At 50.2% G+C, this 13,712-nt stretch carries 11 protein-coding genes and 1 tRNA gene; 11 read left to right on the top strand and 1 reads right to left on the bottom strand.

The features are described from left to right. Nucleotides 1-31 precede the first annotated feature (31 nt). The 8 genes from JRI89_07620 (at nt 32) to JRI89_07585 (ending at nt 9,452) form a co-directional block, all read left to right on the top strand. On the top strand, nt 32-520 hold the full coding sequence (locus tag JRI89_07620) for a hypothetical protein (GenBank protein MBW2071110.1): 489 nt from the start codon (nt 32-34) through the stop codon (nt 518-520). Nucleotides 521-523: 3 nt separating this feature from the next. Next, entirely contained in the window at nt 524-1,618 is a 1,095-nt protein-coding gene (locus JRI89_07615; protein MBW2071109.1) for a hypothetical protein, read from the top strand. A 500-nt stretch (nt 1,619-2,118) separates the two neighbouring features. Next, complete coding sequence (locus JRI89_07610) at nt 2,119-2,910, top strand: ABC transporter ATP-binding protein (protein MBW2071108.1); 792 nt, start codon at nt 2,119-2,121, stop codon at nt 2,908-2,910. 45 nt (nt 2,911-2,955) lie between these two features. Then, on the top strand, nt 2,956-4,941 hold the full coding sequence (locus JRI89_07605; protein MBW2071107.1) for an AMP-binding protein: 1,986 nt from the start codon (nt 2,956-2,958) through the stop codon (nt 4,939-4,941). 169 nt (nt 4,942-5,110) lie between these two features. Then, complete coding sequence (locus JRI89_07600; protein ID MBW2071106.1) at nt 5,111-5,995, top strand: branched-chain amino acid ABC transporter permease; 885 nt, start codon at nt 5,111-5,113, stop codon at nt 5,993-5,995. Between the two features lie 20 nt (nt 5,996-6,015). Next, nucleotides 6,016-7,083 carry a branched-chain amino acid ABC transporter permease gene (locus tag JRI89_07595; GenBank protein MBW2071105.1) on the top strand — a complete coding sequence of 356 codons (1,068 nt, stop codon included), beginning with the start codon at nt 6,016-6,018 and terminating at the stop codon, nt 7,081-7,083. A gap of 184 nt (nt 7,084-7,267) precedes the next feature. Continuing rightward, entirely contained in the window at nt 7,268-8,488 is a 1,221-nt protein-coding gene (locus JRI89_07590) for an ABC transporter substrate-binding protein (GenBank protein MBW2071104.1), read from the top strand. A 163-nt stretch (nt 8,489-8,651) separates the two neighbouring features. After that, nucleotides 8,652-9,452: an ABC transporter ATP-binding protein gene (locus JRI89_07585; GenBank protein MBW2071103.1), complete on the top strand. Its 801-nt coding sequence runs from the start codon at nt 8,652-8,654 to the stop codon at nt 9,450-9,452. A gap of 931 nt (nt 9,453-10,383) precedes the next feature. Here the strand turns inward: JRI89_07585 and JRI89_07580 are convergent. Continuing rightward, nucleotides 10,384-10,806, bottom strand: a complete 423-nt coding sequence (locus tag JRI89_07580) for a PilZ domain-containing protein (GenBank protein MBW2071102.1) — start codon at nt 10,804-10,806, stop codon at nt 10,384-10,386. A gap of 495 nt (nt 10,807-11,301) precedes the next feature. On the opposite strand from JRI89_07580, the gene JRI89_07575 reads away from it, so the two are divergent. The 3 genes from JRI89_07575 (at nt 11,302) to JRI89_07565 (ending at nt 13,131) form a co-directional block, all read left to right on the top strand. Continuing rightward, nucleotides 11,302-11,748, top strand: coding sequence for a hypothetical protein (locus JRI89_07575; GenBank protein ID MBW2071101.1), 447 nt, complete (start codon nt 11,302-11,304; stop codon nt 11,746-11,748). Between the two features lie 235 nt (nt 11,749-11,983). Beyond that, a tRNA-Arg gene (locus JRI89_07570) sits at nt 11,984-12,060 on the top strand. Between the two features lie 777 nt (nt 12,061-12,837). Continuing rightward, a complete protein-coding gene (locus tag JRI89_07565) occupies nt 12,838-13,131 on the top strand; it encodes a GYD domain-containing protein (protein ID MBW2071100.1) in 294 nt (97 codons plus the stop codon). The last annotated feature ends 581 nt before the right edge of the window (nt 13,132-13,712 follow it).

Below are 13,712 nucleotides of genomic sequence, written 5' to 3'. Positions count from 1 at the left end.
TGAGGCAAACTAGCTCGCGGAGAAAATGTTCATGAACCTCGGCCTGGTGGATATGATACTTTTAGGGGCACTCCTTTGCGGTTGCGTCGTTGTTCTGTTGACTCACTTCAGCAGGAAAAGAAAGATTGAAGAGACAGAAAGGAGAATAATCGCCCTGAAGACTTCACAGCGGGAGCTGTACGAAGACCTCGAGTCAAGATATGACAATCTGAGAAGGGCTGTTTTCAACAAGACGGCGGATTTGAACTACAAGATAAATGAGCTGGCGAAGAGCATACGGTCGCTGCACACCAGGCATGAGAGGATACGGCAAGAGTTAGACGAAATGATGGCGCCCCTCAAAAGGAGCGTTGATGAAAGTGTTGCCAGGATCAACAGATCCCAGGCTTCTTTGCGGAAGACAGTGCAGGAAAATGAAACTGAAATGAAAAAGATTGCCAGTGATATTGATTCATTTTCCAGGGAACTGAAAAAGATGAAGGACTTCCTTCGCGAGAGAACTATTGATCTCGAGCTGTAGACCATGAAAGACCGGGTAATCGCCACCATACTGTTTGCAGACTTGATGAACTCCACAGAGTTGGCGAAGAATCTCAGCTTGCAGGAATACGATGACATGCTGGTGGATTTTCAGACCACCATGTTCGAGGTGGTCTCCCATCACCTCCGGCAATATGGCTACGTGGGCAATGGAGTGGATTCCGAGTGGTCCATGGTGGGCGATGAGCTGCGATTGTTTCTCTACTCTGGAATGATCCCTTTCGATGTGCGCAATGCTCTGCTCATAGCTGTGAAGATCAAGGTGGCCTGGCTTACGTCCGGATTCAATCAGAAGATCTTGAAAGAAGGAAGGCTGGTGTCCAGGATCGGCGTGGGTATAAATTGTGGCGAGGTGGTCAAAGGATTGCGTGGCTGGCGGATGAGAATAGGCCAGGAGCAGCCAAATGTGGAGGGCTACGCCATCAATCTCACTAAACGCATTGAATCAGCCTCGCGGGACGGCAGCGTGTTTCAAGTAATGGCGGGCGACAGTCTTCATCGGAAGTCTAAAGAAAACAGACAGATCAATGCCACTTTCAGCGCACCTCGCAAGCTGGTTTTCAGGGGGCTGGGACAGAGGATTCCCGTGTATGAACTGGTGTCATTTGTCAACCACGAGGTCCTGACCACTATGCCAGCTTCGCTTAGCCAACAAATAGTAGAGAAGATGGAATACACTGTTTCTCGACCCATGCCTGAACCCTGGATCTACATTATTTTACTTCGGCACTACATTTCGCAGATTGCCAAACGAGGCAATGAGGATCTGGAGACCAGGGCGATCAAGCTCGCCCAACAGGCGGCTGAGGTACTGGAATACAAGCCCACCCTCTATAATATGCTTGGCTGGCTCTATACCTATGGGCGCACTGTCCACAATCTCGAGCTTGCTTTTCATTACTTTGATCAGTCGCTGGGACTCGATCCGACAAATGAGGCTGCCTTGCTGCACAGGGCCAGAATTCTAGACAGACTCGGTCAGATGGATCTCGCTCGCCATGCCTATACAGAGATTCTCGTACATAACAGTCAGCACCCGGAAGCCCTGAGGAAGGTTGCCCAATATCAAACAATGTAGCATGCTTCGGCAGAGCGCATTCCAGGTTAGTGAACCACAATTCTTTGTTGCTGGTCGCAGAGGCTTCCCTTTGGCGGGTGGAATACTGCTGTGAGTTTGGAACAGTTCTACCAATGTACAGACCTCATGCCGCAGAGGACGCAACCTTTGGCGCTGAGTGTTTGGCCACAGCCAAATGCCCCAATAGGGTAGAATAAACTTGCCAGGCCAGTGCAGGTGCACCGGCCTTTTTTTGGTCTTGACAAAGATCGGTAAATTGAAGAAGGTATTGAGACTTTTCAGGAGTGAGCATTTCAGAAGCGTTCCCTCATTTGCCAGGCGGTTGGTTATATTTTGCCATTGTTCCAATTCCAATAGTTTGAGAGCTCAGTAGGCTAGTGCCAGGAGCCGCCGGATCCGAATAGAAACGGGCAGAATCGGCATATGCAATAACAGAGGTAATGTTGCGTGGCTGGTTTGTGTTAGCTGCACAGGCGTTGCAAAGAACGAGAAATGTGAGGATGGCTCAGCTAGAAATCCATAATCTTCGCTTGAGTTTCGGCGGGTTGACTGCTCTTAATGACATCAGCCTTTCGGTAAAGCAGGGAGAGATTTTTGCAATTATAGGCCCTAATGGCGCGGGAAAAACCTGTATATTGAACTGCATTTGCTGCTTTTATCGTCCTGAAGCAGGCCGCATTATCTTTGAAGGCCGGGAAATTACCAATTTCTCGTCGCACAAGATAGCCGAACTAGGTATCGCCAGGACTTTCCAGAACATAGAACTTTTTCGAGGCATGACGGTGCTGGACAATATCAAACTGGGAGCCCACGTCCACTTGCGCTCAGGGTTTCTGGCCGGAGGCATCTACTGGGGCAAGGCTCAGCGTGAGGAAATGCAGCTGCGCAAAGAAATCGAGGAGCGCATCATCGACCTGTTGGAGATTCAATCTATCCGCAAAAAGATTGTGGGGACGCTGCCATACGGTTTGCAGAAAAGAGTGGAACTGGGGCGAGCGCTTGCCATGCGTCCAAAAGTCCTCCTGCTCGATGAGCCCATGGCCGGGATGAATCTGGAAGAGACTGAAGACATGGCCCGTTTCATCCTTGATATCAACGAGGAATACAATATGACCATCGTGCTCATTGAGCATGATATGGGTGTGGTTATGGATATTTCCGACCGGGTGTACGTGGTAGATTTTGGCACCAAGATAGCCGAGGGCCCTCCTGCGGAGATCCAGCACAATGAGCACGTGATCAACGCCTATCTTGGAGGTTCTGATGCTGCCTTTTCTAAACTTGGTCTGTAAGGACCACAGGGGAGGGCAGTCACTTTGCAAGATATTGTCGTCGCTATGAAAGAGAAAACCCTGCCAGCTTTGCTGAAAAGAAATGCAGAGCGCTACGGCAATGCGCGCACTGCTCTTCGTGAAAAAGAATATGGCATCTGGCAATCTGTAAGTTGGCAGCAGTACTACCAGCACGTCAAGAATTTTGCGCTTGGACTTAAGGCACTCGGCTACGGCAGGGGAGACAAGGTTGCCATCATCGGCGACAATCGTCCAGAGTGGCTCTATGCCGAACTCGCTGCCCAGGCCCTCGGTGCTGTGCCTCTCGGGATCTACCAGGATTCTATCCTCACGGAGGTGGCTTATATCATCAACCACTCGGAGGCCAGGCTGGTGGTGGCCGAAGACCAGGAGCAGGTTGACAAGATACTGGAGATGCAGGATGAGCTGCCCAGGCTGGAAAGAATAGTCTACACAGATCTCAAGGGGATGCGCGGCTATGACGATGCCAAGCTTATCTATTTCCCGGAGGTGGAGAAGCTCGGCCGCAACTACGAGGCAGAACATTCCGGTGAATTCGAAAACAGCCTGCAGGAGATCACTGAAAATGATGTGGCCCTCATCTCCTATACTTCAGGTACCACAGGATTTCCCAAGGGCTCACTCCTGACGCATCGTAATATGTTGAAGATGGCGCTCAATCTGAATGCTGTTGATCCAAAATATGAAAGCGACGAGTTTGTTTCCTTCCTGCCCCTGCCATGGATCGGGGAGCAGATGATGGCTGTGTCGAGCGCCCTGGCGATTGGTTTCTCAGTAAACTTTCCAGAGGAGCCTGAAACCGCCACAGCAGACATTTACGAGATCGGCCCCCATGTAATGTTTTCGCCCCCCCGCGTCTGGGAAGGTCTTTCCCGGTCGGTAATGGTGAAACATCTGGATGCCACCTGGCTGAAGCGGCAGGTGTACCGCCTGTGTATGCCCATCGGTTACCGGATGGCAGACTACAAGTTTGCCAAGAAGAAGCCACCATTTGTCTGGAGACTCCTCTATGCGGTTGCCTATCTGGCACTTTTCAGAGCGTTGAAGGATCGCCTCGGCTTCCTGCGCCTCAGGACAGCTTCTACCGGGGGGGCAGCGCTCGGACCTGATGTCTTTCGTTTCTTTCATGCCATTGGCGTCAATCTCAAGCAGATATATGGGCAAACAGAAATATCTGGAATTTCCTGTATCCACCGAGATGGCGATATCGATTTCGATACTGTGGGACTGCCCATCCCAGAGACGGAGATAAGGATTTACAACCCAGATCCGTCCGGAGTGGGCGAGATTATTTCCCGAAGTCCAGCGCTTTTTCAGGGCTACTACAAAGATGAAGAAGCCACAAAGAAAACGGTGGTGGCTGGCTGGCTGCATTCAGGGGACGCTGGCTATATCAATGAGGCAGGCCACCTGGTATGCATCGACAGGATAGCAGATCTCATGCGGCTGGAAGATGGCACCCAATTTTCACCAATGTTCATTGAAAACAAACTGAAATTCTGTCCTTACATTGTAGAGGCAGTTGTGCTCGGTCACGAGAAACCTTATGTCACAGCGATGATCTGCATTGACTACAAACACACGGGAAAGTGGGCTGAGGATCGCCGACTCACCTATACCACCTATACAGATCTGGCCGGCAAGACTGAGGTTTATGACCTGGTTGAACAGGAGGTGGTGCGCGTCAATCTGAGCCTGCCTGAGGGGGCGAGGATCAGAAAGTTTCTTCTTCTCTATAAAGAGCTCGACCCGGATGATGAAGAACTGACCCGAACCAAGAAAATTCGCCGCAGATTCATCAATGAAAAATATTCTCGGGAAATTGCAGGCCTCTATAGTGACAAAGACAAGGTGGACATCGAGTCGCTAATCAGGTATCAGGACGGCAAGACTTCCACTCTGAGAACCAGCCTGCAGATCCGCTCAGTAGACAGCCTGGAACACTATGTTAAAAGGGAAAAGAGGTCATTTATGCACAGGCTCCTCGGGCGGAAATCAAGGGCCGCCTGAAGTGAGATCCTTGATTGTTGACTGCAGAGGCATAGAGGGATGATAATTCGATCTTCAGTCGTTTCTCTGCATAGTTGCAGCCCATGATCCAGGTAGCTGGGGGTTGATTCCACTATCTGGTCAATTTTCTGTTTTTTCTTATTGTGAGGTCCAGGAGATGAGTCCGCAAATCCTCCATTTTGTGCAACTCGTTGTGACAGGACTGGTTATTGGCAGCGTCTATGCCCTGGTTGCCCTCGGTTTTGTGCTCATTTACAAGGCAACAAGCGTCATCAATTTTGCTCAGGGTGAATTCCTGCTTGTTGGCGGCTACATCTGCCTCTGGCTGACTGTGGACTGCCGTGTCCCTTTTATCTGGTCCTTCGTGTTGACCATGGGTTTTTCCGTGATCCTCGGTCTGCTGGTAGAACGAATGGTTCTGAGACCCCTCATTGGTGAACCAATCATCACCGTTATTATGGTGACTATTGGCATGGCCACAGTTCTGAGAAGCCTGGTTACCCTGTTCTGGGGCACTCAGATCAGGGTTTTTCCCCAGATTTTTCCGCAAGAGCCTTTGAGTGTGGCAGGCATCGTAATCTCCAAGGTGTACTTGTGGACCATGGCTGCAGCTTTCATCTTCATGATGGTTTTTTCTATATTCTTCAAGTATTCCAGGACGGGTATTGCTATGCGGGCCACTGCTGCTGACCAGCAGGTGGCTCAATCGATGGGGATCAGCGTCAAGCGAATCTTTGCGGTGTCCTGGTGCGTGGCTGCAGTGGTTTCCTCTGTGGGCGGCATTCTTATCGGCAATATCAACGGTATCAATATAACCCTGGCTGGCTTCGGATTGAAAGTTTTCCCAGCCGTGATACTCGGAGGACTCGATAGTATTCCGGGCGCTATTATCGGGGGGCTGACCATAGGAATCCTGGAAAACCTCATGGGGGGTTACCTGGACATTTATCTGGGAGGCGGCGTAAAAGAAGTGGCGCCATTTATTGTTCTCGTCATCATCTTGATGATTCGGCCATACGGCCTTTTCGGCACAGTGGAGATTGAAAGGGTGTAAGAAGAGGAGAAATTCGTTCCATGCCCTCAGGTCTGTTTCATACCAATTATGAAGACGATGAAAAAATCCTCCAGACATTATGGCTCAAGTGCTGGATGTGGGGATTTCTGGTGTTCCTTTTCGTGGTGTTCCCCAATGTGGCATCTTCTCTCAGTGCCATCTTCGGAATCAATGTGCTGCATATGGCAAACATGATTGGCATATTTATTATAGGGGCACATGGATTGAACATCCTCACCGGTTTTACCGGCCAGATATCTCTGGGACATGGCGCTTTTATGGGGGTGGGCGCCTATACCTCTGGCATCCTCTTCATGAAGGCGGGTTGGCCCTTGTGGCTGTCATTGCCTGCTGCCGGCCTGGTAACAGCGGCTGTGGGAATGATCTTTGGGGTGCCCTCACTGCGGCTCCGCGGCTTGTACCTGGCAATAGCCACCATGGCGGCTCAATTTATTATTGAATATACCATGCGAAACTGGACTTCTCTTACCGGGGGAAGTGCAGGGCTCAATATTGATCCACCCGTTATTGCCGGGCTGGCTCTGGATACTGACAAGCGCTATTTCTACCTGGTATTTGTGCTGGTTGTCGCCTCCACTCTGTTTCTCAAAAATTTGCTTCGCACCAAGACAGGCCGGGCTTTCGTGGCAGTCCGGGATCGCTATCTTTCTGCAGAAATCATGGGAGTAAATTTGTTCAAGTACCGCCTGCTGTCTTTTGGTATTAGCTCCTTTTATGTGGGAGTAGCAGGCGGTCTTTTCGCCCACTACAATATGATCATCAGTGATGAACACTTTACCATGTGGCTTTCCATCCAATACCTTGCCATGGTCATTATAGGCGGTCTCGGTCATGTGCTTGGAGGCATATTTGGCACGATTTTTATGGTGTTGCTCCCGGAACTGTTGCGCATTCCCTCGCAAGCTTTGAGCAATGTGTACCCAAACATCTTTGCAATTTTCGGGACCTTGCGAGAGCTGGTATTCGGGGTGGTCATAATTCTGTTTTTGATCTTTGAGCCGGATGGACTGGCAGCCCGCTGGCATACGGTCCGTGCTTATTGGAAATTGTGGCCCTTCTCGTATTGATATATTATTTTTTTTCAGGTATTTGATGGAACTGACCTGCACATAATTGAGGAAATTTCTTGCAGCAGAAGAGAGGAGGTGACCAGCAACGCTTTGGGAGAGGGAGCTATTGTGGCGCCGGGTTGTCATGACGGCACGATTGTGTTGTCCGGCGCCCGAGAAAACCTGAAGGAGAGGGGAAAAAATGAAGATAAAACAGTATGTTGTCTGGCTTGCAGTGATAGGACTGGTTGTTGGCTTTGGGCTGTGGGGTTGCGCCAAGAAGGAGGCGGCGCCCATCAAGATCGGTGGCATTTTTGATATCACTGGTCCCACATCAGCCGTGGGCAAGGACTATGCACAGGCATGCAAAGACGCTGAACAGTACATCAATGAGCATGGCGGTGTGAATGGACGCAAGATACAACTCATAGCCAACGACTATGCCTACAAGATTCCTGAAGCAGTGAACCTTTACAAGCAATATAAAGATGTGGACAAGGTATTTGTTATTCAAGGCTGGGGCACCGGTGATACCAATGCTTTGAAGCCTCATATCAACAAAGACAAGATCGTTTACATCTCCGCATCCTATGATTCCAAACTGGATGACCCCTCAAAAACACCCTATAACTTCTATGTGGGAACATCCTATTCAGATGCCATTCGTCTGGCCATGAAGTTCATCAAAGACACCTTCAATGAGATGTTTCCTGATGCCGGGAACCGTGCCCCCAGGGTGGTTTTCATCTATCCTGACCATCCATATGGCAAAGCCCCCATTCCAGCAGGCAAGAAAATGGCGGAAGAACTGGGAATCAAGGTGGGACCGGATGAAATTGTTGGTCTCAGGGCTATTGATGCCACCAGTCAGCTGTTGCATATGAAGGAATTCGACCCGGATTGGGCCTGGGTGGGCGGCACCACCCCCTCAACATCTGTGATCGTCAAGGATGCGGCCAAGTTAGGTCTGCGCACCAAGTTCATCTCCAACGTCTGGGGTTTTGATGAAAATCTCATAAAACTCGCAGGCGAGGCAGGAAATGACCGCATTTACGGCATGGCACCCTTTGCTTTCTGGGGAGAGGATGTGCCCGGCATGAAGGCTGCCATGGAAGCTGCCAAGAAGACCAACCCCGAGGCTAGCCACACGGTTCGCTATATCCAGGGATGGTCAGCAATGATGGTCATGTGGGAGGGCCTCAAGAGGGCTGACAAGGCGGGAGAGCTGAATGGTCCCGGCTTGAAGAAAGCTCTTGAGACCCTGAAAGACTTCGATACTGGGGGTCTAACCGCTCCCGTTACTTTCACGCCAACTGATCACCGTCCCAATACCTCATTGCGAATCTTCAAGATGAGCAACAATAAACTGGTTCCGGTAAAGAGCGTATCCATTGAAAGGGAAGCTAGATTCCTGGGATGGTAACCCGAAGAACAGCAGCATTCGGAGGCAGAAATGGCTGGCAGCAGCGGCCAGCCTTTCTGCCTCTGTGCCTGATGCATCCGTTTCGAAAGTTTACAGGGCCTCTGGCAAAAAATAGTACTAGATAGGGCTGCTTTATCTGGGGCTCTGTCCCGAAAAGAGGGCTATGGATCTTCTGAACATCAACAATATTGAAGTCATCTATAACGACGTAATTCTGGTTCTCAAAGGAATGTCACTGTCTGTTAAAGAAGGCCAGATAGTGGCTCTCCTGGGCGCCAACGGAGCAGGCAAGACCACCACTCTCAAGGCAGTCTCTGGGTTGCTCAAGACTGAAGAGGGTGAAGTGACTGATGGCATCATAGAATTTGAAGGCCAGCCAATTCAACACATGGCGCCCGAGGAGATCGTCCGCCGCGGCATCTTCCAGGTCATGGAAGGCAGGCGGGTTTTTGAAGATCTCACGGTTGAAGAGAATCTCATAGCAGCAGCTCATCTGCAAAAGGGGCGCGCCAAGATCAGAGAGCTGCAAGAACTGGTATATTCCTATTTCACGCGGATCAAGGAAAGGCGGCAAACCCTGGCCGGCTATTTGAGTGGAGGTGAGCAGCAGATGCTGGTCATTGGCAGGGCCCTGATGGCTCAACCAAAGTTGATGCTGCTGGATGAGCCATCTCTGGGGCTCAGCCCTCTGCTGGTGGCAGAAATATTCCACATTATCAAGAAGATAAACGAAGAACAGAAAACAAGCATCCTGCTGGTTGAACAGAATGCCAGGCTGGCTCTGAGCATCGCCAATTACGGCTATATCATGGAGAACGGCAGGATCGTACTCGATGACACTGTGGACCGTTTGCGCGACAACGAAGATGTGAAGAGATTTTATCTGGGCTTGACAGACGTGGGGACCAAGCGTTCTTACCGCGATGTAAAGCACTACAAACGAAGAAAACGTTGGTTGACCTGAAGGTGGCTCGGCCTTGCCACTCAAGAATGGGCGCTCGAGTAGTGCTTGCCCACCTGACCTCTCCACTAGCACCATTCCTGGAACTATGATGAACAAAACTTTGGGGAAAATCCCCACTTTTTCGACCTGCTGCAGTGGATTGCAAAGTTGCAGGTGGTCAGCCCGATTCAGGCATTGTATGGTGCTGGCCCTGCTATGGTGTCCAGGACTTCGAGCAGCTGCCAGTCCGTGCATTGCATCTGTTGTCAATATACACCCAGTCAATCTGTTCTTTTCTAGTTCAAGATGCTAGCCGCATCTTCATGATCACTTCACGCCCTTTGTCCGAATATCTTGAACATCATATCCGGGCCTTTTCTATTGAATATTAAATAGATGGCATATTATTTGCTTTACAGTCCACTGGAGACAACCCATTCCAGAACGGGCTGCCAACAGTATTGTTCAGGTTGGCTGTAATACTGTCCGAGCTGGTTGAGGCCGAACTGGCAACAGAGATTGTTGCATGAGAGCAAAGATATGAACTGTAGAGAACAGAGGCCTACTGGAAGAGACACTCTGTGGGAATGCATTTGCCACAAAGGATGAAGCCATGGCCGTTAAGTACCTAGCCTTCGGTATACAGGCCTTTATGCCGGCGTTGGCGATTTTTTGTGTGGCCCACCTTACTGCATTGCCAAGGTCGGAGTGGTGCTGGTCCGATTACTTGATTGCTATTCCAATAGGGAGCTTGTTGGCGATTATGCTGTTTGCTGCTTTATGGCGAGGAGCCTCCCTGTTGTACGGTCAAGTACTCAGCAGGCATGAGGCGCAGTTTGATACTGAACAGAAATGTTAGTTCACGGCGGTTTTCAGTCCCAGCCTTTCGGGGGTAAAAACTTGAAAGAGCAATTCTATTGCAAACCGTGAGGGCGCAGAGTCAAAACGCAGTTCACTGGCGCATTTCCAGGGGCGCTATTTTTCCCTCCAGGGAGCTTTCCATCCTGGAGCCCAATTGCTGTAACTTTGCGTTCTCCAGGCCCCTGAAAAGCTGCAGGAGATGGCTGCGGTCTTCCTCCGCGATGTCAACGAATCTCACTCCCATGCCTCGAGGAGGGGTATCCTCGTCGGAGCCATATCTGTTTGACCAGGTGACTACACTCCTGACCTTCATGGGCTGCCGTCTCGGGGCAACAATGAACAGGGTGAGTTTTTCATTGCGATCAAGGAGAACGGGGCAATAGAGGAAGGCCCCATTGGGACCGATGTTCACTGTCTCCCCCACAGTGGCCCCATGGCGAGTGAGGATTACGACTGGCCAGTTCACCTGGAAACGGGGTTGCTTGCGTCTATCCTTGAATCTTTTCGAATCCATATCCTTTACGTTTAGAGGGCGAGATGACCCTCATGGGAGATGAGAAATTCGGCTGCGCTTTGCTAGACCCTCTTGCAGCACACAGTGGTGTTGAACTGTACCTGAAAAAAGTAGCAACTGCCGTGCCAAGCCACCTGCGGAACATGCATAATATTCTGATAAGGAGGAACGGGCCGTAACTTTCTGCTATAAGCGTGGTCAAAACAAGGTTCTGGAGGCGGCAATTGGAACAGGCTGGTTTGCCCGGTAAGCTGCTCCTCCATTTTTCATCTTGCTAGGAACTGTTTCTTTCAGGTATGGTGTGATGTTAGAGATACCTTTTTCAGCAACAACAAATCGGAAGTGCATCGTCGTAAGAATCCTTTCTGCTCTGAACGGAGCATCAACTGAGTGGCAAAAGGAGCAGAGACCTGATTAATTTTTTCATACAGTGCGTGAGACATGAGGGCTAAACGAGAAAAACGTAGATTTCCAAGGGTTGAGGTGAACTGGCCAGTGACCATAATGACACCCCAGGGACCGAAAAGGGGTGTGACCAAGAATATCGGTCCAAAGGGAGCCTTCATTGCCACTGAATACCCCCTGTCACTGCACGATAAGATATGCGTGGTCATCAAGACCCCTCGTCGGCCCGCTCTAGTAGTCAATACAATAGTTGTGCGCTCAGAGATTGAAAAAACAAGAAAGGAGCGCAGCTCTTCCGGGGCAGCTGTCTATTTTCTCGAATTGACCGAGGAGGAACTTCGTTTCCTGTACGCGGAAATCGCAGCAGGAGACGCAAAAGAAAAACCTCCTTCCAGGGTCAGATGCTTTGGCTGCGGTCAGCACGTGAGCACATTCAAGACCTGTGCGGAGTGCGGGGCGGTAACCTGTACGGGCTGCCTGAAACCTCTGGCCAACGGCACTGTGCTCTGTCCGGTGTGTGAGGCGCCACTGACTTGAAATCTTGAAGCAGACAGGTTTGCAAGGATCTGTGCAGGAGCAAGCAATTGAGCATTGCTGCTGGACAAAGGGGCAAACTGCATCCAGGGTATTCTCTCTGCAGGCTCGAGAAAGCAGAAGTAGCATGGTGGTTCTAGCCAAAAGCCATCATTTTCTGCCGGCGGCAGGCAACTACAGGTTTGAGTGCTTGACAGCCAGATCCATAAATTGTAGTAACGGACTTCAGACCCACAGTGCCCCCGTAGCTCAGGTGGATAGAGCACCGGATTCCTAATCCGGGCGTCGCGTGTTCGAGTCACGCCGGGGGCACCAGGCAAAATCTCCTCCTTGCCCGGTATACCATTGCTCCTGCTAGAGGATTGATCAACTGCCTATTTCTTTTTCAGGCGACTTTGTGCTATTATTCCAAAAGGCAGGGTCCCACCTTTAGCCCTGCCTGGTGCCCCAAGGTTTCAGCGACTTTGTGCGCCGGTCGCCTGAAACCAAATTATAGCCCCCCCAGCCCTGTGCGCCGGCTGGTGGGGGCTTTCTTTGTTTAACATTTAAACATTTGTGGTCGGATCAGGTTCGGGCCCAAAAAACGGAAACGGAAGATACCAGCTTTTTCTTGACATGGACCTCCCTGGTAATCTAAGCTGCAATTAATTCTATTTCATTTTCAATAGCATCTTCGAGAGACCACTTTTTCAGTTCTGCCCTCATTTGGACTGGACTATCACCCTGCGCATTCTAGCCCGGATATTTCACGAATTGCCTGCTGCGGCTACGGATATGCGTGTCCTTCCGGGCATCCTCGGGTATCGGACCCTGCGACGTACTGTTCAAGTACGCCTCTGAGCCAATCCCCTGCGGTTGCCACATGGCACACCCTTCTCCATGGTCTCACGAAATCAATACTTGAAATATCTGGGCTAGGCACTGTCTTCTACTTCTGGAGAAAGTCATGTTAAGGAGTTTCCAGAAAGTGCCGACACGAAGCCTCTGAGGGGTTTCTCATCTCCTTGGAGGCTTGGTGTTGTTTTCTATGTAGCTTGCTGGAACAACCACCTACTCGAAACAACCTTGGCAACGAGACAGGAGGCTATTCGTATGCCAACTTATATCGGCTTGTTAAAATTGACTGATCAAGGGATTAGAAACATCAAGGAAGCGCCTCAGCGGATTGAAAATGGCATTAAAGCCTACGAAGCTATGGGGGGTAAATTTATAGGTTTTTACGTCGTCCTAGGCGAATATGACTATGTAGTAATTGGTGACGCGCCCAGTGATGAAGCACATGTGGCCTTCTCTCTGGCGCTGGCATCTGAGGGATTTGTCAGGACAACAACACTTAGGGCCTTCACCAAGGAGGAGTTCGCAGAGATCGTGAAGAAATTGCCGTAGTGCAAGGACTGAGTAGATATGGGTTTAGAAGGTTGATTTTGGCACCAAAAAGAGTATTTCAAGAAAGTGGAGCGGATAGAGGGGGCATGAGAGATGGTGTACACATGCCGGCAGTTCCAATCTGGTTTTCGGACCTAACTAAGGAAATATTCCCAAATGAGTGACACCGCATTGTAGGGGCGGGTTTTAAACCCGCCCCCGGGATAGGTTGATATGCAACGGCTGGTAAGGTCGCGGAGGCGTAACAGTCTGCGTCTGTCCAATTTCGATTATTCCACCCCTGGCACCAGTTGCCGAACCATTACAGAGACGTTGCCCTGGATGCCTTTGTTGTTATGTCAAATCATATCCACGGTATCGTCATTGTAGGAGCAGGTTTCAAACCTGCCCCTGCGGGTTGATTATTGATGCATGTTTCCCTCATGGCGATAGAAGGTGCCGCAGAACCAAGGCTTTGCATTGATTTCATTGACACTGTCAGTATTCTTGTGAAAGAATACATTCCACTGAATCACCTCAACTGACCCTAGAACAGAAACCAATACACCTCTAAATTGCGGCTGGAATCTTCACCACAAAGC

Source organism: Deltaproteobacteria bacterium (assembly GCA_019309045.1).
GTDB lineage: Bacteria > Desulfobacterota > Syntrophobacteria > BM002 > BM002 > JAFDGZ01.
The sequence above is the reverse complement of the archived record's forward strand: the minus strand, read 5'-3'. Positions and strand labels throughout refer to the sequence as shown.